This is a genomic window from Bacteroides sp. 90-K9/2 (assembly GCF_047310725.1).
GTDB lineage: Bacteria > Bacteroidota > Bacteroidia > Bacteroidales > Bacteroidaceae > Bacteroides > Bacteroides vicugnae.
Genome location: NZ_JBCGVL010000001.1, coordinates 1,939,800 through 1,961,789 on the forward strand (window position 1 = coordinate 1,939,800; position 21,990 = coordinate 1,961,789).

22 protein-coding genes are annotated in these 21,990 nt (G+C 43.1%); 6 read left to right on the forward strand and 16 right to left on the reverse strand.

Features of this window, described 5'->3' with window-relative positions; genetic code table 11:
* Window positions 1-39: 39 nt before the first annotated feature.
* The 3 genes from AAHJ11_RS07235 (at window position 40) to dnaG (ending at window position 4,228) form a co-directional block, all read left to right on the forward strand.
* Window positions 40-1,101, forward strand: coding sequence for a bifunctional 3-deoxy-7-phosphoheptulonate synthase/chorismate mutase type II (locus tag AAHJ11_RS07235; protein ID WP_074636687.1), 1,062 nt, complete (start codon window positions 40-42; stop codon window positions 1,099-1,101).
* Window positions 1,102-1,266: 165 nt separating this feature from the next.
* Entirely contained in the window at window positions 1,267-2,040 is a 774-nt protein-coding gene (locus tag AAHJ11_RS07240; RefSeq protein ID WP_055167702.1) for a prephenate dehydrogenase, read from the forward strand.
* Between the two features lie 106 nt (window positions 2,041-2,146).
* Complete coding sequence (dnaG, locus tag AAHJ11_RS07245) at window positions 2,147-4,228, forward strand: DNA primase (protein ID WP_148366524.1); 2,082 nt, start codon at window positions 2,147-2,149, stop codon at window positions 4,226-4,228.
* A gap of 112 nt (window positions 4,229-4,340) precedes the next feature.
* Here dnaG and folE read toward each other — a convergent pair whose 3' ends face one another.
* From folE to AAHJ11_RS07315, 14 genes are all read right to left on the reverse strand, one after another.
* Entirely contained in the window at window positions 4,341-4,931 is a 591-nt protein-coding gene (folE, locus tag AAHJ11_RS07250) for a GTP cyclohydrolase I FolE (RefSeq protein ID WP_004324710.1), read from the reverse strand.
* Window positions 4,932-4,938: 7 nt separating this feature from the next.
* Entirely contained in the window at window positions 4,939-5,388 is a 450-nt protein-coding gene (locus AAHJ11_RS07255; protein ID WP_148366525.1) for an SPOR domain-containing protein, read from the reverse strand.
* 108 nt (window positions 5,389-5,496) lie between these two features.
* Window positions 5,497-6,255, reverse strand: coding sequence for a triose-phosphate isomerase (tpiA, locus tag AAHJ11_RS07260; RefSeq protein ID WP_004307847.1), 759 nt, complete (start codon window positions 6,253-6,255; stop codon window positions 5,497-5,499).
* Window positions 6,256-6,361: 106 nt separating this feature from the next.
* A complete protein-coding gene (locus AAHJ11_RS07265; RefSeq protein ID WP_217721394.1) occupies window positions 6,362-7,720 on the reverse strand; it encodes a BT_3928 family protein in 1,359 nt (452 codons plus the stop codon).
* Window positions 7,710-8,252, reverse strand: coding sequence for a DUF1599 domain-containing protein (locus tag AAHJ11_RS07270; RefSeq protein ID WP_074636678.1), 543 nt, complete (start codon window positions 8,250-8,252; stop codon window positions 7,710-7,712). Before AAHJ11_RS07270 ends, AAHJ11_RS07265 begins: the two co-directional genes overlap by 11 nt.
* Window positions 8,253-8,374: 122 nt before the next feature.
* Complete coding sequence (locus tag AAHJ11_RS07275) at window positions 8,375-9,244, reverse strand: peptidoglycan DD-metalloendopeptidase family protein (RefSeq protein ID WP_148366528.1); 870 nt, start codon at window positions 9,242-9,244, stop codon at window positions 8,375-8,377.
* 19 nt (window positions 9,245-9,263) lie between these two features.
* Window positions 9,264-9,728 (reverse strand): nucleoside-diphosphate kinase, encoded by a 465-nt coding sequence (gene ndk / locus AAHJ11_RS07280; protein WP_148366529.1) that lies wholly within the window; start codon window positions 9,726-9,728, stop codon window positions 9,264-9,266.
* Between the two features lie 223 nt (window positions 9,729-9,951).
* Window positions 9,952-12,048: an ATP-dependent DNA helicase RecG gene (gene recG / locus AAHJ11_RS07285; protein WP_413579240.1), complete on the reverse strand. Its 2,097-nt coding sequence runs from the start codon at window positions 12,046-12,048 to the stop codon at window positions 9,952-9,954.
* Window positions 12,049-12,708: a 2-C-methyl-D-erythritol 4-phosphate cytidylyltransferase gene (locus AAHJ11_RS07290; RefSeq protein WP_413579242.1), complete on the reverse strand. Its 660-nt coding sequence runs from the start codon at window positions 12,706-12,708 to the stop codon at window positions 12,049-12,051.
* 7 nt (window positions 12,709-12,715) lie between these two features.
* Complete coding sequence (locus tag AAHJ11_RS07295; RefSeq protein ID WP_148366532.1) at window positions 12,716-13,267, reverse strand: DJ-1 family glyoxalase III; 552 nt, start codon at window positions 13,265-13,267, stop codon at window positions 12,716-12,718.
* Window positions 13,268-13,294: 27 nt separating this feature from the next.
* Complete coding sequence (locus AAHJ11_RS07300) at window positions 13,295-14,170, reverse strand: cell envelope integrity protein TolA (protein ID WP_298046005.1); 876 nt, start codon at window positions 14,168-14,170, stop codon at window positions 13,295-13,297.
* Window positions 14,140-14,592: an ExbD/TolR family protein gene (locus AAHJ11_RS07305; RefSeq protein WP_259022175.1), complete on the reverse strand. Its 453-nt coding sequence runs from the start codon at window positions 14,590-14,592 to the stop codon at window positions 14,140-14,142. Before AAHJ11_RS07305 ends, AAHJ11_RS07300 begins: the two co-directional genes overlap by 31 nt.
* A 7-nt stretch (window positions 14,593-14,599) precedes the next feature.
* Window positions 14,600-15,316, reverse strand: coding sequence for a MotA/TolQ/ExbB proton channel family protein (locus tag AAHJ11_RS07310; protein ID WP_148366535.1), 717 nt, complete (start codon window positions 15,314-15,316; stop codon window positions 14,600-14,602).
* A complete protein-coding gene (locus AAHJ11_RS07315; RefSeq protein WP_148366536.1) occupies window positions 15,313-16,029 on the reverse strand; it encodes a pyridoxine 5'-phosphate synthase in 717 nt (238 codons plus the stop codon). Before AAHJ11_RS07315 ends, AAHJ11_RS07310 begins: the two co-directional genes overlap by 4 nt.
* A gap of 148 nt (window positions 16,030-16,177) precedes the next feature.
* Between AAHJ11_RS07315 and AAHJ11_RS07320 the strand changes: the two genes are divergently transcribed.
* Window positions 16,178-17,047 (forward strand): NAD kinase, encoded by an 870-nt coding sequence (locus tag AAHJ11_RS07320; RefSeq protein WP_148366537.1) that lies wholly within the window; start codon window positions 16,178-16,180, stop codon window positions 17,045-17,047.
* Between the two features lie 633 nt (window positions 17,048-17,680).
* Here the strand turns inward: AAHJ11_RS07320 and AAHJ11_RS07325 are convergent.
* Both AAHJ11_RS07325 and AAHJ11_RS07330 read right to left on the reverse strand, forming a co-directional pair.
* Window positions 17,681-18,553, reverse strand: a complete 873-nt coding sequence (locus AAHJ11_RS07325) for a hypothetical protein (RefSeq protein ID WP_148366538.1) — start codon at window positions 18,551-18,553, stop codon at window positions 17,681-17,683.
* A gap of 407 nt (window positions 18,554-18,960) precedes the next feature.
* Entirely contained in the window at window positions 18,961-19,164 is a 204-nt protein-coding gene (locus AAHJ11_RS07330) for a hypothetical protein (protein ID WP_195648625.1), read from the reverse strand.
* A gap of 123 nt (window positions 19,165-19,287) precedes the next feature.
* Between AAHJ11_RS07330 and mdh the strand changes: the two genes are divergently transcribed.
* Both mdh and AAHJ11_RS07340 read left to right on the forward strand, forming a co-directional pair.
* Window positions 19,288-20,229, forward strand: a complete 942-nt coding sequence (gene mdh / locus AAHJ11_RS07335; RefSeq protein ID WP_148366539.1) for a malate dehydrogenase — start codon at window positions 19,288-19,290, stop codon at window positions 20,227-20,229.
* A gap of 272 nt (window positions 20,230-20,501) precedes the next feature.
* The gene (locus tag AAHJ11_RS07340) at window positions 20,502-21,953 is read left to right on the forward strand and encodes a TolC family protein (protein ID WP_195648626.1); all 1,452 of its coding nucleotides are present in this window, start codon (window positions 20,502-20,504) and stop codon (window positions 21,951-21,953) included.
* Window positions 21,954-21,990: the final 37 nt, after the last annotated feature.

Below are 21,990 nucleotides of genomic sequence, written 5' to 3' on the forward strand. Positions count from 1 at the left end.
AAAAACAAGTTATTAAAAGAATAAAAAACAAATAAGAATATGGAACTCGAATCAATTTTATTACCGGGCATTGAGGCTAAAAGACCAATTGTCATTGCCGGCCCATGTAGCGCAGAAACGGAAGAACAAGTAATGGATACAGCCAAACAACTGGCTGCTAAAGGACAAAAAATATATCGTGCCGGAATCTGGAAGCCGCGTACCAAACCGGGAGGTTTCGAAGGTATCGGTGTAGAAGGTCTTGCCTGGTTGAAAGAGGTGAAGAAAGAAACTGGAATGTATGTTTCTACGGAGGTAGCAACAGCCAAACACGTTTACGAATGTCTGAAAGCAGGAATCGATATTCTTTGGGTAGGTGCACGCACCACTGCCAATCCTTTCGCCGTACAGGAAATCGCTGACGCACTGAAAGGTGTTGATATCCCTGTGTTAGTCAAGAACCCGGTGAATCCGGATCTCGAATTGTGGATCGGAGCGCTGGAACGCATCAATAACGCAGGATTGAAGCGTCTGGGTGCTATCCATCGCGGTTTCAGCAGTTATGACAAAAAGCTCTACCGGAATCTTCCCCAATGGCATATTCCTATCGAACTGCGCCGTCGCATCCCTAATCTTCCGATTTTCTGTGATCCGAGCCATATCGGTGGAAAACGTGAGTTGGTTGCACCGCTTTGCCAACAGGCTATGGACTTGAATTTCGACGGTCTGATTATAGAAAGCCACTGCAACCCGGATTGCGCATGGAGCGATGCTTCTCAACAGGTTACTCCGGACGTACTCGACTATATCCTCAATCTGTTGGTGATCCGTACGGAAACACAATCTACCGAAAGTCTGGCACAGCTCCGTAAACAGATTGACGAATGTGACGACAATATCATTCAGGAATTAGCAAAAAGAATGCGTGTGGCACGTGAAATCGGTACTTACAAAAAAGAGCACGGAATCACAGTTCTTCAAGCCGGACGTTACAATGAGATTCTGGAAAAACGTGGCGCGCAGGGCGAACAATGCGGTATGGACAGCGAGTTTATGAAGAAGATTTTCGAAGCCATCCACGAAGAATCAGTTCGTCAACAGATGGAAATTATTAATAAGTAGTTAGAGTGAAGGTGTGTCATAATGAATAATAAAACGCAGATTAACGCAAATTATCGCAGATTATTTCAATTATATTGATATATTAATCAACGACTTATAAAATTATTTCTGCAATAATTTGTGTTAATCTGCGTTTTGACACACTCTCACTAAATAATAAACATTATGAGAATATTAATCCTTGGAGCCGGTAAAATGGGCTCCTTCTTTACTGATATTTTGAGCTTTCAACACGAGACGGCCGTGTTCGACGTCAACCCGCACCAGTTGCGTTTCGTCTATAACACGTATCGTTTCACCACATTGGAGGAAATTAAGGAATTTGAGCCGGAATTGGTTATTAATGCCGCTACAGTAAAGTACACGTTGGATGCCTTTCGCAAAATACTGCCTGTACTACCGAAAGACTGCATCATTAGTGACATTGCCTCTGTAAAAACCGGACTAAAGAAGTTCTACGAAGAGAGTGGTTTCCGCTACGTTTCCAGTCACCCTATGTTTGGCCCGACTTTCGCAAGTCTTAGCAATCTAAGCAGCGAAAATGCCATCATCATCAGTGAAGGCGACCACCTGGGAAAAATATTCTTCAAAGACCTCTATCAGACATTGCGTTTGAACATCTTCGAATATACATTCGATGAGCACGACGAAACAGTAGCCTACTCGCTTTCTATTCCGTTCGTATCGACTTTCGTATTTGCTGCCGTAATGAAACATCAGGAAGCCCCGGGAACTACGTTCAAAAAGCACATGGCAATCGCCAAAGGGCTGCTAAGCGAAGATGATTACCTGCTTCAGGAAATTCTGTTCAACCCACGCACTCCGGGACAAGTGACTAATATCCGGACAGAGTTGAAAAACCTTCTCGAAATCATCGAAAACAAGGATGCGGAAGGTATGAAAAAGTATCTGACGAAGATTCGGGAAAAGATTAAATAATCAATACCGGTGCCAAGATTTAACGATCCCCTGCAAAAAAGTTCTTTGCAGGGGATTTTTTTATGTGTACCTTTGTATCCGCAAAAACGGATTCACAGGAGAAAGAATGATAGATCAAATTACCATAGACCGGATATTAGATGCGGCACAAATTATAGATGTCGTTTCAGATTTTGTCACCCTGCGCAAACGTGGTGTCAATTACGTCGGTTTGTGTCCGTTCCACAGTGATAAAACCCCTTCTTTTTATGTCTCTCCCGCCAAAGGATTATGCAAGTGTTTTGCTTGTGGAAAAGGTGGAAATGCCGTGCATTTCATTATGGAGCACGAGCAGATGTCTTATCCGGAAGCATTGAAGTACCTTGCCAAGAAATATAATATCGAAATCAAGGAACGGGAATTAAGTGACGAGGAGAAGTTTGTGCAAAGCGAACGTGAAAGTCTGTTTATTGTCAATAACTTTGCACGCGATTATTTCCAGAATATACTAAAGAATCATATAGACGGCCGTAGCATCGGTATGGCCTATTTCCGTAATCGTGGCTTTCGCGATGACATTATTGAGAAATTCCAGTTAGGCTACTGCACCGAAAGTCATGATGCATTTTCCAAAGAAGCAATCCAAAAAGGATATAAGAAAGAGTATCTGGTAAAGACCGGACTTTGTTATGAAACGGATGACCACCGGTTACGGGATCGTTTTTGGGGACGTGTTATCTTTCCTGTCCACACGCTTTCCGGCAAAGTGGTGGCTTTTGGCGGACGTGTACTTGCCAGTGCAACGAAAGGGGTTAAAGTTAAATACGTCAATTCGCCCGAATCGGAAATTTACCACAAAAGCAACGAATTATACGGTATATATTTCGCCAAACAGGCTATTGTAAAGCAAGACCGCTGCTTTCTAGTTGAAGGTTACACGGATGTGATCTCCATGCATCAATCCGGCATAGAGAATGTGGTTGCTTCTTCGGGAACAGCCCTCACTCCAGGACAAATCCGTATGATCCATCGGTTCACCAACAATATGACGGTGCTTTATGACGGTGACGCAGCAGGTATCAAGGCTTCTATCCGGGGAATTGATATGTTATTGGAGGAAGGGATGAATATCAAAGTCTGTCTTCTTCCCGATGGGGACGACCCGGACTCTTTTGCCCGTAAACATAACTCTACGGAGTTTCAAGCCTTCATCTCGGAACATGAAACGGACTTTATCCGCTTCAAAACGAACTTATTGCTGGAGGATGCAGGAAAAGACCCTATCAAGCGTGCGGAACTGATTGGTAACCTGGTGCAAAGTATCTCTGTCATTCCGGAAGCGATTGTTAGAGATGTCTATATCAAAGAATGTGCCCAACTACTTCATGTAGAAGACAAACTGCTTGTATCGGAAGTTGCCAAAAGGCGGGAAACTCAAGCAGAGAAGCGAGCCGAGCAAACGGAACGGGAACGCCGGATGGCTGAAAGAACAGCTATGATGTCACAGGGTAGCACACCTCCTGAAGATGTTCCAATGCCTAATGGAGATATCCCGTTGCCTCCTGAAGTGGATGGCGGATATACAGATGTTCCTCCTGCTCTGCAGGAAGACAGCTATGCTTCCTTTATTCCACAGGAAGGAAAGGAAGGGCAGGAATTCTACAAATTCGAACGGCTGATATTACAGGCGGTAGTTCGTTATGGAGAGAAAATCATGTGTAACCTGACCGATGAAGAAGGAAATGAAATTCCGGTAACCGTCATAGAATATGTGGTTAATGATCTGAAAGAGGATGAATTGGCCTTCCATAATCCGCTGCACCGCCAAATGTTATCGGAAGCTGCCGCACACATGCACGATGCCAACTTCATTGCCGAACGTTATTTCCTGGCACATCCTGATCCGGTAATCAGTAAATTGAGTGTAGACTTGATTAATGTGCGTTATCAGCTTAGTAAATATCACTCCAAGTCCCAAAAGATCGTGACGGATGAAGAACGGCTCTATGAACTGGTTCCGATGTTAATGATTAACTTCAAGTATGCAATCGTAACAGAGGAATTAAAGCACATGCTTTATGCCCTACAAGATCCTGCTCTTGCCCATGATAATGAGAAATGTGACTCACTTATGCAACGCTATAATGAGTTGAGAACCGTACAAAGCATCATGGCAAAACGCTTGGGAGACCGGGTTGTTCTGCGATAAATCTTCATCGGTGCAAAGCCATGCCTTCACCGGTGCCGCACACCCTCCCCATTGATGCCGAAGCCTACGTTCCCCGGTGCTGGAACAAAATCGCATTTTTTAGAGGTTTTCTCTACAAAGTTCCGTGTTGAATCAGATTCATAAACTCTTCACGAGTCTTTGCCTGATTGAAAGCTCCGGTAAAGTCAGAAGTAGTAGTAATAGAATTTTGTTTTTCTACACCACGCATCTGCATGCACATGTGTTTGGCTTCCACCACTACCATTACACCCAGTGGATTCAGGGTTTCCTGAATGCACTCTTTGATTTGCAGTGTCATGCGTTCCTGCACTTGCAGACGATGAGAGAATATATCGACTACACGGGCAATCTTACTCAACCCCGTGATATAGCCGTTAGGAATATAAGCCACGTGCGCCTTTCCGTAGAACGGCAACATATGATGTTCGCAAAGAGAGAAGAAATCGATATCTTTCACAATCACCATCTGACTATATTCTTCCTGGAATTTAGCGGAACGAAGCACTTCATGAGGATCCATATGATACCCTTTCGTCAAGCTTAACATTGCCTTAGCCACCCGTTCCGGAGTTTTTAATAACCCTTCCCTTTCGGCATCTTCACCCAACAAAGTTATAATACTACGATAATGACTCTTCAACTCCTCCAGATTCGGAGAAACAATTTCTTCTTTTTCTAACATGATACAATTATAAAGGAATATTGATCTGGTCTCTTACAATAGAAACCTCTTTGAACACACCGGTAGCTTTCAACCGACGCATCATTGCGTCCGCTTCTTCAATGCTACGGAAATCACCTACACGACAAAGCCAACGAGGTGGATTGAACGAAGTATATACCGTCAATTCAGGAAAATACTCTTTCACACGCGATGCCACATGATAAGCATCATTCTTCGCCTGACGAGTATTATTACCGGCATACGCCTGAATTCTGAACCCGGAAGTCTTTATTACTTTCTGTTCACCTGTTGCAGGACGTTCCATACCTATGAGAGCCTCAATGCGGGGGTCTTGATGGATAGTCACCTTTCCTTGCCCCGGAATGTTACGTTCCAGACTCTTGATAATACTTTGCGCTTGTATGCCAACACTTGCCAAAGCCAGCAACAAAGTAAGTAAGGCTATTTTCTTCATTTAATAAACAGTATTTAGGCACGGATTACGCGGACTACACGGTTTTTAAGATTTCATAGAAAAAAACACCGTGTAATCCGTGAAATCCGTGCCTGAAAAAAGTTTTAATTATGCGTTGAAGGCATCAATGATACCTTTGAAATCAGATACTTTCAAAGCAGCACCACCAATCAAACCACCATCAACGTCCGGGTTAGCGAACAGTTCTTTAGCGTTAGAAGGTTTACAGCTACCACCGTAAAGGATAGAAGTATTGTCTGCGATTTCTTTACCATACTTGTCAGCTACGATAGAACGGATGAAAGCATGGATTTCCTGTGCTTGTTCAGGAGAAGCAGTTTTACCTGTACCGATAGCCCAAACCGGTTCGTAAGCCAATACAATCTTAGAGAAGTCTTCAGCAGACAGAGAGAATACAGATTCCATCTGTGCAGCTACCACTTCGTTCTGCTTGTTAGCTTCGCGTTCTTCCAACACTTCACCGATACAGAAAATCGGAGTCAGGCCGTTAGCCAAAGCCAATTTTACTTTTTCTTCCAGGATAGCAACTGTTTCACCGTAGTATGCACGACGTTCAGAGTGTCCCAGAATTACATATTTTGCACCTGTAGAAGCAACCATTTCAGCTGAAACTTCACCTGTATATGCACCTGATGCTTTGTCTGCACAGTTTTCAGCACCTACACCGATCTTTGCAGCGTCTACCAACGGAGTAACAGAAGCCAGGTGGATAAACGGAGTACAGATGATTACATCACAGTTAGGCTTTTCGTTAGCCAATGCTTCGTTCAGTTCTTTAGCCAAAGCGATACCCTCTTGAAGGGTTTTGTTCATTTTCCAGTTTCCTGCAACAATGTTCTTTCTCATTTTGTTTTTTATTTTAAAGGGTTAATAAATTTACGATTGGACGATTGACGATTGAACGATTGAAATTAGTGTTCGTTACAGAGGGTCGATCGTTATCATTCATTTCTTATTCTCGTTCTTCTATTCCTTGGTTCTTTATTTCCATTTCTTTGTTTTTCACCTCTTCCTCTCGTTGCTTCCGCTTCACGTTTTTCCGTTCTCTGCGGCGAACGACCAAAACATCCACTCCGAGCACTAACAACAACGGAATAACAAACCATAAGAATACATATCCCACCGTATGAGTATCACTGCTCACTTTCTGCTTTCCTAACGGCAGATTTTCCAGCTTGTCCGTCAGCACATATTCATCCGGTATATCCTCATCGCTCCATTTATTCAGAATTGTTCCGTTCTTAATCAGTATCAATCCCGGATTGGAACGAACCATCGTCTTTAATGTAATATCATCCATCTGACAGAAAGGATATTCGGCTCCCGTCTTGTCCTTCCACAATTCGATCTGCTCTTCCGGTGAAGAAGTGAGGCAGTAAAACTTATAGCCATGCTCCACCGAATAGTCATATATCTCATTAATCAAATCAATGTTACTATCATCCGCCTCTTCAATCCGATGGGCAACCAACAGGAAGGTGTATCCTATATCCGTCAATACATCGTCTGTTATATCCTCACCCGTATTCAGATCAATCATAGAGAAATCGTGAATAGCCGGTTCATATCCTTTTTCCTTTAAGACTGTCCGCGTGTCGATAAATGTCCAGGTACTATCCGGATAGTTATCCAACGTAAATTCTTTCTTCTCTCCGTTCTTTTCCAAGATAAAGATGCTTTCATATACACTCGGTTTCGCTCCTTCGGGCATTGTCATCCCTTCCAGAATATTCTTTCCGATCTTGTAAGGACGAAAATCTAAAACAGGCAGACGGTCCAGACAATAGAATGACAAAGTAAACACAAAAAACAGCGTATAGAGAGAAACCAACCATTCCATCTTCACACTGATAAAACGAATCAGCATCCTTCTGTGACGGAAAGCCATCATTGCTGCAAACAGCAGAACTATATTCTTCCCGAATGTCTCCCAGTTTGTCAACACCCAGGCATCTCCAAAACAGCCACAATCCGAAACCGGATCAAAGATGGCAAGATACAAAGTCAGTGGTGTCATGAAAATCATCAGCATCAAAGCCAATGAAGTAGCCAAGGTTCTTCTGGTAGCAAAGAATAAGGAGATACCGATAAAAAACTCAATAGCTGATAAAGTGATGCCTCCCAATAAAGGGAAGAATGAAGGAAACCAGGAATCCATTCCGAATGCGGTCAGATAATCCTGTATCTTATACTGGAACCCCAGTGGATCAACTGCCTTTACAAATCCGGAAAAGATGAACGATGCCGCCAAAAGAAAGCGACACATATTCGCCACTACCTCCTGAATGATATGTAAGTTCTTATCCTTCAAATTCTATCTTAATCAGTCCGAAAACAGAGTAATTAATCATATCCATATAATTGGCATCAATTCCCTCTGACACCAATGTGTTGCCGGCCAGGCTCTCAATCTGCTTGGTACGGTAAATCTTCATCAAGATCAAGTCTGTGTAAGAGCTGACACGCATGCTCCGCCAGGCTTCATCATAATCATGGTTTTTGGCAAGCATCAGGTCTAATGCCCCTTTTGCATACTTATCGTATAAAGCCATCGCTTCTTCATTGCTGATGTCGGCAGATTCGGCATACCCCAGCTCCAACTGGATGAGTCCGACAATGCCATAATTGACAATCGCAATAAACTCTGCACGGATTCCCTCGTCAATCAAGGTCACTCCTTTGGTTTCAATACTACGAATCCGATTGGCTTTAATAAAAATCTGGTCAGTCACCGAAGCCGGACGCAGGATACGCCATGCAGGCCCGTAATCGTGCAGCTTCTTGGAAAATAAGTCACGGCACAAGGCGATGACATGTTCAAATTGTTGCTTGGTATCTTTCATCTTCTTCCAAATAGTGCGCAAAGGTAACAATAATTAAGTAAAAACAGAAAGAGGGCACTCTAAATTATATTAAAGTGCCCTCTTCTAAAGATATTGTATTACTGTTTTATAAGCTATCTATTTTATGAACAACGCAAAACCTGTCCGATACGCAAAGTCGTGGTCGGTTTGATGCGGTTCAGTTTGCAAAGCGTGCTGACTGATACGCCGCGTAACTTAGCAATGCGGGACAATGTATCGCCACTCTTCACCTTGTGATAACGGATAGCACCGTCAGCCACCTGAGTGTCATGAGAACCTGCACGATTCACGCCTTTTGCTTTGCGGAACGTATAAGTATCGGCAACGATATCCTGTTTCGGGAAGTCGAACATATAAATCGGATTAATGGCAATTCCCAGGAAGCGGGTTTCGAAATGAAGATGCGAACCAGTAGAACGTCCGGTGTTACCACCCAGACCAATCGGTTCACCGGCTTTCACCAGCTGATTATCTTCAACCAATTGTTTAGACAAGTGTCCGTATACAGTTTCCAATCCATTATCATGACGGATAACAACGTACTTACCATAACCTCTGCGCTCATACTTCACTACACGCACTTTACCGTCAAAAGCAGCAACGATTGTATCACCGATATTAACCTTCAAGTCGAGGCCATTATGCATTCTTCTCCAACGAGGCCCGAAAGGCGAAGTAATTTTAGTACTCGGAGTTGGCATATGGAAACCAGTCAGGTCAATTGTATACGTTTCAGGGATAATAGCATTTCCGTAAGCATGCACATACTGGTTGTTCCAGTTTGGATAAAGACTTAGGGCGGGATATTCGGACTGTTCGGCGCGGATTTGCTTCTGCAAGGCCAAAGAGTCTACTGATTTTAATTTCTTGTCTATCGGTGCTTGGCGGGCAATCAGGTCTTGCGAGAAAGAGCTCAGACTGACCATAGCCGCAACAGCGACCAATCCTGTTTTAATAATGCTAAAATTCATTCGTTCTTTGTCAATTCAATTAATATTCGTCGTTTGCGTACAGGTAGTCAAATGTTGCCTGCTTGTAATCGAATATTTCTTCCGGTTTAAAAAATCTCGTTAATTCAATAGCTGCGGTCTCCGGAGAATCGGATGTATGAACTATATTCTCTTGAAAGCTCATACTGTAATCCCCACGAATGGTGCCTGGGGCAGCTAAACGTCCATTAGTCGGTCCCGCCAACGTACGGACTGTTTGAATAGCATCCACACCTTCGAAACAACAAACAATGACAGGAGCTGTCATCATCGAATCTTTCACACGCTGAAAGAAAGGTTTGCCGCTAAGGTGGGCATAATGTTCGCTTAACAATTCATCAGTCAGTTGCACCATCTTCATGCCGGCCAACCGCAATCCTTTACGTTCAAAGCGGTGAGTAATCTCACCAACCAATCCCCGTTGAAGGGTACACGGTTTTAAAATGACCAGCGTTTTTTCAAGCATAATACTCGACTTTACAAATGGTTAAACAATACATTTACTAAAAAAATTCCTCCAAAGATAGTATTTTCCTACGAAAAGGCAAGGGAGTTATTAACTATTTTTCAGATGCTTAGTACGGAAAGAAGGGGCAATCAGGGCGTTAAACTCCTATAAATAGGGAGGATAGAGACGAAATATGTTTTGCAACACATTTACGCAAATAAACTGCATGTTTAACCGTTTTTCAACTTATGGCAGCCCAGTTAACATTCGTTTTCCGTAAGGCTTTAAGCTGTCGCCATAAGATTTCGTTCTCCGGACTTTGTGCTGCAGGGTCTTGTTCTACAATACTTTCAGCTATAGCACGAACGTATTGCAACAGTTGCCCGTCGCGGACAATATCCGCAATCTTCAAATCGAAAGCAATGCCACTTTGCTGTGTACCTTCAAGATCACCGGGACCACGCAATTTCAAATCGGCTTCTGCTATTTCAAAGCCATCATTGGTGCGCACCATGATTTCCAATCGCTTCCGGGTGTCCTCCGTCAACTTGTAATTCGTCACCAGAATACAATAAGACTGTTCTGCTCCACGCCCCACCCGGCCGCGCAACTGATGTAACTGCGATAACCCGAAACGTTCTGCATTTTCTATAATCATCACCGAAGCATTCGGAACGTTCACTCCCACTTCGATGACGGTGGTAGCTACCATGATCTGTGCTTTACCCGAAACAAAAAGTTGCATTTGTTCGTCTTTCTCGGCAGGCTTCATTTTGCCATGCACTTTGCAAACCGTACACTTCGGAAACTCTTCCAGAATATGCTGATATCCTTCTTCAAGATTCTTCAAATCAATCTTTTCGCTCTCTTTAATCAGCGGATAGACAATATAAACCTGACGTCCTTCGTCGATCTGCTTACGCACCGAACGATACATGCTTTCCCGGCGATTGTCGAATTGATGGATGGTAGTAATCGGTTTTCTTCCGGGAGGAAGTTCATCAATCACAGACACGTCCAAGTCGCCATACAAGGTCATCGCCAACGTACGGGGAATGGGAGTGGCAGTCATTACAAGTACATGCGGAGGTTGAATATTCTTACTCCAAAGACGGGCACGCTGAGCCACGCCAAAACGATGTTGTTCGTCAATCACGACGAAACCTAAAGAGGAGAAATTGACAGTATCTTCAATAACGGCATGGGTTCCTATTAATATCTGCACATCTCCGGTCAGCAATCCGGTCAGAATCGCTTCTCTCCTTTTTCCTTTAATAGAACCTGTCAGTAGCTCAACACGAATGTCCATGCCAAAAAGCAATTCCTTGATGGTTTCGTAGTGCTGGTTTGCCAGGATTTCGGTAGGTGCCATCATACAAGCCTGATAGCCATTATCCAATGCCAGCAACATACTCATCAAGGCAACCAGTGTTTTTCCGCTTCCTACATCTCCCTGCAAAAGACGATTCATCTGCCTGCCACTGCCGACATCGTTCCGTATCTCTTTCAATACCCGTTTCTGCGCACCCGTCAGTTGGAAAGGAAGATTCTTTGCATAAAATGTATTGAACACATCTCCCACTCTTTCAAAGATGTATCCACGATACCTTTTCTGCCTGTCTTTGGCATATCGGAGAATGTTTAACTGAACATAAAACAGTTCTTCAAATTTAAGACGGTATTGTGCCCGACGAAGGACATCGGGATTGGTCGGGAAGTGGATATTCCGGAGCGCTTCCGTCAAAGGCATCAAATGATGCTCCGTCAGCAACTTGGGAGAAAGTGTTTCAGGCAGAGGCTCCTGTATCTGCTGAATCACCGTTGCCATCATCTTCTCAATCGCGTGAGAGTTGAGGAAACTGCGTTTCATCTTCTCCGTCGTACTGTAATAAGGTTGCAGTCCCACCGAGGAAAGTTTCAAATCATCCGGTTTATCTATATCGGGATGCGCCACATTGATACGTCCGTTGAAAACAGTCGGTTTGCCAAAGATGATATATTCCTCGCGAAGTTTATACTTTCCCAAGATGTACTTTATGCCTTGAAACCACACCAAATCAACGACTCCTGTGCCATCCGAGAAATGCGCTGTCAGACGGCGTTGCCGTCCTTCACCAATAGTCTCAAAACCGAGGATTTCTCCTTTCAACTGAATATACGGCATATTGCCATCTATTTCATGAATGTAATAGATGCGGCTCCGGTCAATATATTTATAAGGGAAATAATAAATTAAATCGTGCAAGGAGTAGATTTCCAACTCCTTATTTAATACAGCGGCTTTTTGAGGGCCTACACCGGAGATAAATTTTATGTCGCGTGTGGCTAAATCAAACATTTATAAAAGAGCACTCCCCACTTTTAAATCGAAAGGAGTTGTTATTTTTATATTTTCACGGTTGCCTTCTGCCAGATAAACGGGCATTCCCATCGCCTCCACAACGGAAGCATCATCTGTAAAAAAGGGGGTAAATTCCTGTGCGTAGGCTTGTTTCAGCAACTCTACATCGAACACTTGCGGCGTTTGCACCAGTTTGTAATCCATCCGGCTGACTGTTTCACTTCCGGCATCTGTCAAATGGCGAAGTGTCTCTACTACATCCACCACAGGAATCACGGCTTTCTGCACCTCTGCCAACTCATAACAACGGCGAATCACTTCCACTGATACAAACGGGCGTACTCCATCATGCACCCCCACCAATCCCGGCTCTTGCACCAATGCCAGCCCATTCTTTACGGAATGGAAACGTGTTTCACCTCCTTCCGCAAGGACATGTTTCACCGTAAAATGATGTTTATCACAAAGTTGCTTCCAGAAACTTTGTTGCTCCTGCGGAAGCACCAATATGATTTGAAGTGTCTCGTCATATCTCCTGAAGACTTTCAGGGTATGCATCAACACAGGTTTATCACCCATGGGAAGGAATTGTTTGGGGAGATCACTTCCCATTCGCAAGCCCTTTCCACCGGCGACAATGATTACATATTTCTTCATGGGCGGTTTAGCGTTTAACGCACATCGCTTCTACCAGTTCGCCTACTTTTTCTTTACCTGCCAACAGATCAACGATTGCCAAGGCAAATTCCATAGCAGCACCCGGTCCCATCCCCGTAATGATGTTTCCATCACGTACGACATGTGCATTTACACATTCGGCGCCATCCAGATATTGTTCGAAACTCGGATAACAGGTAGCCTTCTTTCCTTTCAGCAGCCCCAGTTTACCCAACACCATCGGAGCAGCACAAATGGCAGCAATAGGTTTACCTTTTGCAGCAAAATCAAGAATCAATTTACGCAATCCTTCGTGCTTGTCAAGTGTAGCAGCTCCCGGCATTCCTCCCGGCAACAACAAAAGTTCAGCATCGAAGAAATCGCAATTCTCGAAATTGATATCGCAAAGAACAGATACATCATGTGCTCCCACTACAATTTCATCCGGTGTAACGGATACGATTTCTACATTCAGTCCGGCACGTCTCAACGTGTCAATAGCAGTAAAGGCTTCAATTTCTTCAAAACCATCTGCAAAAAAAGCGTATACAGTTCCCATAATGCTTAATATATTTGGTTAATGATACTATCTCAAGTTAAAATAATAGGTGATTGTCCCTGTCTGGTTATTCACTCCATCGATCGTATTAAAACGGGCTTTCTTAGCTGCATCCTCCGCTGCTTTACGTAAAGCAGAGTTTACAGTGTTCGTTTGAGGGCTAATGCTGGTCGACACTACTTGTCCTGCGGGATTCACGGTGATATTCACCACTACACGTCCTTCTTCCTGCACGTTATATACAGGCTTCGGCAAACTACCCGTACCTAAAGAACGTCCGCCAAGGTCAAATGTTCCATAACCACCAGTTCCGGTCTTCGCTCCGGTAGAAGAATTACCTTCTTTGCTACCTTCGGTTCCCGTGCCACTATCTGCTGTTCCTTTATTACCTGTCATTTGCGCTCCTTTTCCGAACGCACCGGCCACCCTCTTTTTAGCAGCCTCTTCGGCAGCTTTACGTTCACGTTCCGCTTTTTCCTCCGCCAGTCGTTTCGCCTCCGCAGCTTTTTCCGCTTCCGTTTTTTCCGGCTTCTTCACCGGCTCTTTCGGCTTGACCACCTCTTTAGGTCTCACCGTTTCTTTTTTCGGTTCTTCCGCTTTAGGTTTCAAAGTGACCGTTTCCTCTTCAGTCTGTGTCAGTAAATCCTGTTCCGAAGGAAGTTGCGGTTCTGTTTCTGCAGGCGGTGCTGCCGCATCTTCATCCATAATATCCACATCTACCAGAGAAGGATCATCAAAACCGCTCGCTGCGTCCACATTCCCCAGCATCACGGGCACTCCACCTGCATCTTCATCCGGTTGGGGGACAGTAAAGCTCACCAGAATCAAAAGAGCAATCACTGCCACATGCACCAATAGTGCACCGAGCGCTCCTATGTATTCACCCTTTTTTCTTCTGTCCATTGTTTCTTATTTTTTTCAGGCGGGCGGGTAGCCAGCACCATCTTAAAATGATTCTCGTTTGCAATGTTCAATACCCTTACAATCTCACGGTAAGGTACCGATTCATCCGCATACAATGCCACATACATTTCCGGTTCCTTCTCTGCACAACTCTGCAAAAAAGAGGTCAGATCGTTCAGCGCCACCGGCTGCTCTTTTTCATTGCCGAAAGCGGCATAGAAATTCAAGTCCTTATCGATAACCACTCTTGTCAGCGGTTTGGCCGAAGTCTGCTGCTTGCCTTGAGGCAACAATACCTTGATGGCATTGGGCGACACCACCGTAGAGGTTATCATAAAGAATATCAGCAACAGGAAGATGACATCCGTCATGGAGGCCATGCTGAAATTGGGCGATACTCTATTTCTTCTTTTTAATCCCATCTGCGAATTATTTTGCAGGCTCGTTCAACAGGTCCATGAACTCCATTGTACGAGATTCCATTTTATTTACCACACGGTCTACCAGCATCACCAGATAATTGTAGGCAAACATAGCGATGATACCGACAATCAGACCACCGACCGTTGTAATCATAGCTTCATAGATACCTCCGGAAAGCAAAGTGATATCAATGTTTCCGCTTCCGGCATTCGCCATTTCGTAGAAAGCACGTACCATACCGGTCACCGTACCGAGAAATCCGAGCATCGGAGCGCCTCCGGAAATAGTTGCCATCACAGTCAGTCCTTTTTCCAGCTTTGCAACTTCAATATTACCCACATTCTCAATAGCTACCTGCACATCGTTAATAGGACGTCCCAAACGGCTGATTCCTTTTTCTATCATACGTGCCGAAGGAGTATTCATCGTGCGGCAATAGTTAATAGCCGCTTTGATCTCTCCACTATGAATATAGTCTTTAATCCGTTCCATAAACATGGGGTCCTCTTTTCCTGCCTTGCGAATCATGTAGTTACGTTCAAACAGGATATAGAAGCAGACAACCGACAGTACGCCCAGCACAATCATAATCCATCCACCCTTGACAGCCATATCAAGCATGTTCATTTCAGGAGTGTTTACCTCCGTCAGCACGGGGTTGGCAGTAGCCAGTGAGTCGGCCATATTCATAGCCCCTTGGGCTAACAAGATCATTGCATTCATGAGCGTAGACAGTTTTTATATTCCTGAATGGTACGTTCGAGTCCCAGATACAGTGCATCGCTAATCAACGCATGTCCGATAGACACTTCATCCACCCAAGGAATGTTTTTATAGAAATAATTTAAATTCACCAGACTTAAATCATGACCGGCGTTCAATCCGATCCCCAGTTTACGGGCAGTCTTCGCAGCTTCGATAAAAGGAGCGATGGCCGCTTCCGGATTCTTAGGATAGTTTGTTGCATAAGGTTCTGTATACAGTTCAACACGATCCGCCCCTGCTTTTGCCGCATATTCCACCATTCCAGGATCAGCCGCTACAAAAACGGAAGTACGGATGCCGGCACTGTTAAATTGATCGAGAACTTCAGTCAGAAATTCCAGATTTGCTTTCGTATCCCAACCGGAATTGGAGGTGATCTGTGAAGGATCATCGGGAACTAAAGTAACCTGATGAGGTTTTACTTTCAACACTAAGTCAATAAATTCCGGGGACGGATAACCTTCAATATTGAATTCTGTCCGCAACAGAGGACGCAAATCATATACATCCGAACGACGAATGTGACGCTCGTCAGGACGGGGATGAACGGTGATACCATCAGCACCAAAAGATTCACAATCAAGCGCCACCTTTACTACATCGGGCACATTTCCCCCGCGAGCATTTCTTAGTGTAGCAATCTTGTTTATGTTTACACTTAATTTAGTCATAGTTCTACGTTATATTTGCCGCAAAAATACAAATATTATTATTAGTTGCCTAATAATACGAAACGCATTCTCTACTCTTTTTTGGTTATTTAAAGTAGAAATCCAAGAAAAAATGCCAAATTTGCATCCTGAACTAATGATGTTGCTTATGAAATTTGCCATTTTCGGAAATACTTATCAGGCTAAAAAGTCTTCTCATGCTGTCACCTTGTTTAAACTTTTAAAGAAACAGGGAGCAGAGATTGGTATGTGCAGGGAATTTTACCAATTCCTAGTTTCAGAAAATATGGATATTGAAGCAGATCTATTATTTGATGGTGATGATTTTACTGCCGATATGGTAATCAGTATCGGAGGCGACGGAACATTTCTGAAAGCTGCCCGCCGCGTAGGAAGAAAAGGGATCCCTATTCTGGGAATTAACACAGGACGTCTAGGGTTTCTAGCTGATATTTCACCGGAAGAAATGGAGGAAACATTCGATGAAATCCAAGCCGGAAGATATAGTGTAGAGGAACGAAGTGTACTTCAGTTGATCTGCAACGACAAACATCTTCAAGATTCTCCGTATGCCCTCAACGAAATTGCCATTCTTAAACGGGACAGTTCATCAATGATTAGTATCCGAACAGCTATTAATGGTGCGTATCTGAATACTTATCAGGCTGACGGGCTGGTAATTGCGACTCCTACCGGCTCCACAGCCTATTCTTTGAGTGTAGGTGGTCCGATTATGGTTCCCCATTCCAACACGGTTGTCATCACTCCGGTAGCTCCGCATAGTCTCAACGTCCGCCCTATCGTTATTCGGGATGATTGGGAGATTACATTAGATGTAGAAAGCAGAAGTCACAACTTCCTCGTCGCCATTGACGGGAGGAGCGAAACCTGCAAAGAAACGACTCAACTAACCATTCGCCGGGCAGATTACAGTGTAAAGGTGGTGAAACGTTTTAATCACATTTTTTTCGATACACTCCGCAGCAAGATGATGTGGGGAGCTGATGGAAGACGGTAAGCAGTTTACATTATACAACCGTTATTCCTCATCGCCTGATTCAACTATACGGTACTTAAAAATAGAACTTCTAAAAAAAGGGACATTCAAGCTGTTGAGAATGCAACAATTTGGGTATAGGATTCCAACTAAAGACAAAAAAGGCCGGGATTTACTATCTTCAGAAATCACATTGACATTATTTTCCCCTATATTTACCCGATAAGATTAAAATACTCTGATTGCATTTACAAATCATTCTTTTATAGACAAGAGTCATTCATTTTATCAGTTTCTCCTTATCTTTATTCGCATACAAACTAGAGAAAAAAACAGTTTCCAATCATTCCTATATGAGTTCCTCACCGAGAAAAGAGTTGTCCCTCACCGAGGAACTTATCCTTCCTCGGTGAGGGACATCTCGTTGGTTTTAATCCAATGAAGGCTTCTATGATTAAAAAGCGGCATATTATATGCAAATTCATGCTACGCTCGCCCTATTTTCTGTATATTATTGCAATTATTTATGCAGTTCTTTCTCCAGTTCATCCATAAAAGAACAACTGTTACCCGAAGAAATATTAAAAACAGACCATCGGGTTAGTTAATATAGAAGGAAATTAAAATATCGGTAGAGAGAAAAATACCCCGATATTAATTTAATGTAAACGACTGCGAACCTATCAGGTTCCCGCCTTCAAAAATATCTACCCGATAATTTCCGGCATATAGAAACTCTTCTACATCCCAAAACACATTGATATTCTGTTCTTCTCCATTATATTCAATATACTTCTTAATTGAATAAACCAATGTACGGTTTTCATAAGGGAAAGTATTGGATGCACTCTTGGTCAGTACATCATTATCGGGTTTGGTAATACGTATATAGATGGTACGTTCACCGTTTTCAGCGGTTATATTCTTCACGACCGTGAAACTGATAGCCAGCTTCACCACGTCTTTCACTTTCTTTGCAGCTTTGCCACGTTTATTGCGTGGTTCGATACGAATATTAGTTGCATCGAGTTGTGCGGCTAACGTCACCTTTTTATTCAGATTCTTCTTTTCTTCAGAAAGGTTATCGATCTGTCGTGAAGCCTGATTATACTTTTGGGTCACTTCAGCTATGACCTGTTTCTGCTGTGCAGTCAGTTTATTCAAAGAGTCGATCTGATTGATATAGCCAACCATTACCTTACGCAAAGTAGCCAATTCTTTCTTTAAACGACGAATCTCTGTCGCATTCGAGCTCTTCACAGTACGAAGTTCCTCCAATAGACGTTGAGTTTTCAATTGTTCCTGTTCCAGTAATTGAGATAAAGAGTCATTAGAAATCGTCATCTTTAACTCATCATATTGTTGTGCAAAACGGGCATATTCGTTTTCCAGATCTTCCTTGTCTAATTGGAATTCCTGCACTAACTCCCGGTTAGCTTGTTTTTCGGTAAACAATAAATAAGTAATACCAATAATAGCTATCACCAAGATAGCCACGGCCGCAATAAGAAGGCTTTTTTTACTCATAGTTTCAGTTGTGAATTGATAACGTGCGCAAAAGTAATCATTTCGCAACAGAAGTCAAGTATAAAAAGTGAGAGTTTTTGAAATAATCTGCGAAAATCTGCATTAATCTGCGTTTCAATAAATATCCATTCAGCTCATGTCCGTACGCTAAGCGGTAGCCCGAGAAATAATATAGCATTTACCTAACGGACAAACGTATGTTATCTACCGTGTGAATGTCCGTTACCCACCGGACGAGCATCAACAACCTACCAGACGAAAGCCGGTCATCTGCCGGACGAACAACTCATGAAGGACGCGGGAACAGAAACAGCACCGGCGAAGTGATCCGAACCGACAGCGGCAGCAGCAAAAGCTGTCTCCTCTGCCCAGTATTATTGCTGTTGTTTATAACAGAAATAATACTTTTACTTACTCTTCTTTTCTCTACTCTTCTCTACTCTACTGGTTTCCATTGGGTTTTCTCCCTTTACTGGCGGGCGTTTCAGCGCTTTGTGCACCCCTCTTCGGACACCCTCGTTTTTGTATCGTTTTCGTTGCTTATTCTCCGCTTCTTTTCCACGCTTGCCAACGGCTTGTCCGACCACTTTTTTTCCATTATAGCTGTCCATTCGGGAGAACTTAGACCTTTAACTAAAATTATTACGGAAAAATTTCTTTAATCAGGATTATCGTTGTAATTTTGTCGCGCTAAAAGATAAAACAAATTATCAACTTTTTAAATATATAGTATTATGTCAAAAGTAACCGTAGTAGGCGCAGGTAACGTAGGTGCTACATGTGCAAATGTACTTGCTTTTAATGAAGTAGCAGACGAAGTAGTAATGCTGGACGTTAAAGAAGGCGTTTCAGAAGGTAAAGCAATGGATATGATGCAGACAGCTCAATTGTTGGGTTTCGACACTACATTGATAGGCTGCACGAACGACTATGCTCAGACTGCTAACTCTGACGTTGTTGTGATTACTTCAGGTATTCCTCGTAAACCGGGTATGACTCGTGAAGAACTGATCGGTGTGAACGCCGGTATCGTTAAATCGGTAGCAGAAAACCTGTTGAAATATTCTCCTAACGCTATCATCGTTGTTATCTCTAACCCAATGGATACAATGACTTATTTGGCATTGAAAGCTCTGGGCCTGCCGAAAAACCGTGTTATCGGTATGGGTGGTGCTCTGGATAGCTCTCGTTTCAAATATTTCTTGTCTCAAGCTATCGGTTGCAACGCTAACGAAGTAGAAGGTATGGTTATCGGCGGTCACGGTGATACTACTATGATTCCTTTGACTCGTTTCGCTACTTACAAAGGTATGCCTGTATCCAACTTCATCTCTGCCGAAAAACTGGAAGAAGTTGCCGCTGCTACAATGGTAGGTGGTGCTACACTGACTAAATTGCTGGGTACTTCTGCATGGTATGCACCGGGTGCAGCGGGAGCATTCGTAGTTGAATCTATCCTTCACGACCAAAAGAAGATGGTTCCTTGTTCTGTATTATTGGAAGGTGAATACGGCGAATCAGATCTTTGCATCGGCGTTCCTGTAATCCTTGGCAAGAACGGTATCGAAAAGATCGTTGAACTGAACCTGAACGAAGACGAAAAAGCTAAGTTCGCAGCTAGCGCAAAAGCTGTTCACGGAACAAACGCTGCTTTGAAAGAAGTAGGTGCTCTGTAATTAAAATCCCCTTACTTTATATATCAAGAAAGGCTGTTCCTCGTCATGAGAAACAGCCTTCTTTCTTTTCAACAGAATCCAACCCCACTATATTTCTAAAAAAAGCTAATTCGTTTTGAGTTCTCACAGAAAGCATATACATTTGCATCGTTGTTTATGCAATTATTGTTTAAGTAAACAAGTACAAAAAAACTGACTACTTTAATAAACAAATTACATAAGAACAGGGTTATTTAAAATAGAAGTATCACCTTATTAATATGCAAGATGCGATGAAAAAAGTTTTTTTTCTGACATTTCTGTTAAGTTTCACTTTTACAGTAAAAGCGCAGAGCTTTCTAAGTCTGGATAGTTGCCGCGCATTAGCTCTTGCCAACAACAAAGATTTGTTGATAAGCAATGAAAAAATAAATGCTGCTCATTATCAACGGAAAGCTGCATTTACAAATTATTTGCCTAATTTCTCGGCAACGGGAGCTTACATGAGGAACCAGAAAGAGTTTTCATTATTAAATAATGACCAGAAAGCTGCGCTTTCAGGATTAGGAACGAATCTGGCTGTGCCTTTCCAACAGGCCGCACACGAGATTGTAACAGCATACCCAGACTTGGCGCCACTTATTTCTTCTTTAAGTGGAGCTCTACCCGCTCTCGATCAAGCGGGAAACTCTTTAGTGGATGCGCTCCGCACAGACACCCGAAATGTCTATGCAGGTGCCATTACATTGACACAGCCCTTATATATGGGTGGGAAGATCCGTGCATACAACAAAATTACAAAGTATGCCGAAGAGTTGGCCCAAGAACAACATCACGGCGGTATGCAGGAAGTGATCATGAGTACGGACCAAGCCTACTGGCAAGTTATTTCGCTGGTTAACAAAAAGAAGCTGGCGGAAGGTTATCTAAAGCTTTTGCAACAGCTGGACAGCGATGTAGAGAAAATGATTAATGAAGGAGTAGCTACGAAAGCAGACGGTTTGTCTGTACGCGTCAAGGTAAATGAAGCGGAAATGACACTGACTAAAGTGGAAGACGGATTGAGTCTTGCGCGAATGTTGTTGTGTCAACTATGTGGCATTGATCTTAGTTCTCCCATCACACTGGCAGACGAAAATATGGAAGACATTCCATTACTGACAACGGACCCTCATTTCGATCTATCCACCGCTTATGAGAATCGTCCGGAAATACGTAGCCTCGAATTGGCAACGCAGATTTATAAACAGAAAGTAAATGTAACCCGTGCAGAACATCTTCCATCCATCGCATTGATGGGGAATTATATGGTAACCAATCCCTCGGTTTTCAATAGCTTTGAAAACAAGTTCAAAGGTATGTGGAATGTGGGAGTGATGGTACAGATACCTATATGGCACTGGGGAGAAGGTATTTATAAAACCAGAGCGGCAAAAGCCGAAGCTCGTATTGCACAGTATCAACTTCAGGATGCTCGTGAAAAAATAGAATTACAGGTCAATCAAGCCGCATTCAAGGTAAAAGAAGCCGGTAAGAAATTGGTAATGTCTTCTAAAAACATGGAAAAAGCGGAAGAAAATCTACGCTATGCAACACTTGGTTTTAAAGAAGGAGTGATTGCCACCAGCAATGTTCTTGAAGCACAAACAGCATGGTTGTCTGCTCATTCAGAAAAGATTGATGCGCAAATAGATGTGAAGCTGACGGAAATCTATCTGAAGAAATCTTTGGGAACTCTGAAATAGGTGATAGGTGATAAATGATAGTTATCAGTTATCAACT

What these genes read in the sequence shown, in the direction of transcription:
- AAHJ11_RS07340 (WP_195648626.1), top strand. Translation starts at nt 20,502, where the DNA reads ATGAAAAAAGTTTTTTTTCTGACATTTCTGTTAAGTTTCACTTTTACA.
- dnaG (WP_148366524.1), top strand. Translation starts at nt 2,147, where the DNA reads ATGATAGATCAAATTACCATAGACCGGATATTAGATGCGGCACAAATT.
- folE (WP_004324710.1), bottom strand. Translation starts at nt 4,931, where the DNA reads ATGTTAGAAAAAGAAGAAATTGTTTCTCCGAATCTGGAGGAGTTGAAG.
- AAHJ11_RS07290 (WP_413579242.1), bottom strand. Translation starts at nt 12,708, where the DNA reads ATGAAGAAATATGTAATCATTGTCGCCGGTGGAAAGGGCTTGCGAATG.
- ndk (WP_148366529.1), bottom strand. Translation starts at nt 9,728, where the DNA reads ATGCTTGAAAAAACGCTGGTCATTTTAAAACCGTGTACCCTTCAACGG.
- AAHJ11_RS07270 (WP_074636678.1), bottom strand. Translation starts at nt 8,252, where the DNA reads ATGAAAGATACCAAGCAACAATTTGAACATGTCATCGCCTTGTGCCGT.
- AAHJ11_RS07295 (WP_148366532.1), bottom strand. Translation starts at nt 13,267, where the DNA reads ATGGGAACTGTATACGCTTTTTTTGCAGATGGTTTTGAAGAAATTGAA.
- AAHJ11_RS07310 (WP_148366535.1), bottom strand. Translation starts at nt 15,316, where the DNA reads ATGAATGCAATGATCTTGTTAGCCCAAGGGGCTATGAATATGGCCGAC.
- AAHJ11_RS07330 (WP_195648625.1), bottom strand. Translation starts at nt 19,164, where the DNA reads ATGGACAGCTATAATGGAAAAAAAGTGGTCGGACAAGCCGTTGGCAAG.
- AAHJ11_RS07305 (WP_259022175.1), bottom strand. Translation starts at nt 14,592, where the DNA reads ATGGGATTAAAAAGAAGAAATAGAGTATCGCCCAATTTCAGCATGGCC.
- AAHJ11_RS07320 (WP_148366537.1), top strand. Translation starts at nt 16,178, where the DNA reads ATGAAATTTGCCATTTTCGGAAATACTTATCAGGCTAAAAAGTCTTCT.
- AAHJ11_RS07235 (WP_074636687.1), top strand. Translation starts at nt 40, where the DNA reads ATGGAACTCGAATCAATTTTATTACCGGGCATTGAGGCTAAAAGACCA.
- AAHJ11_RS07300 (WP_298046005.1), bottom strand. Translation starts at nt 14,170, where the DNA reads ATGGACAGAAGAAAAAAGGGTGAATACATAGGAGCGCTCGGTGCACTA.
- mdh (WP_148366539.1), top strand. Translation starts at nt 19,288, where the DNA reads ATGTCAAAAGTAACCGTAGTAGGCGCAGGTAACGTAGGTGCTACATGT.
- AAHJ11_RS07275 (WP_148366528.1), bottom strand. Translation starts at nt 9,244, where the DNA reads ATGAATTTTAGCATTATTAAAACAGGATTGGTCGCTGTTGCGGCTATG.
- AAHJ11_RS07325 (WP_148366538.1), bottom strand. Translation starts at nt 18,553, where the DNA reads ATGAGTAAAAAAAGCCTTCTTATTGCGGCCGTGGCTATCTTGGTGATA.
- AAHJ11_RS07240 (WP_055167702.1), top strand. Translation starts at nt 1,267, where the DNA reads ATGAGAATATTAATCCTTGGAGCCGGTAAAATGGGCTCCTTCTTTACT.
- tpiA (WP_004307847.1), bottom strand. Translation starts at nt 6,255, where the DNA reads ATGAGAAAGAACATTGTTGCAGGAAACTGGAAAATGAACAAAACCCTT.
- recG (WP_413579240.1), bottom strand. Translation starts at nt 12,048, where the DNA reads ATGTTTGATTTAGCCACACGCGACATAAAATTTATCTCCGGTGTAGGC.
- AAHJ11_RS07315 (WP_148366536.1), bottom strand. Translation starts at nt 16,029, where the DNA reads ATGACTAAATTAAGTGTAAACATAAACAAGATTGCTACACTAAGAAAT.
- AAHJ11_RS07255 (WP_148366525.1), bottom strand. Translation starts at nt 5,388, where the DNA reads ATGAAGAAAATAGCCTTACTTACTTTGTTGCTGGCTTTGGCAAGTGTT.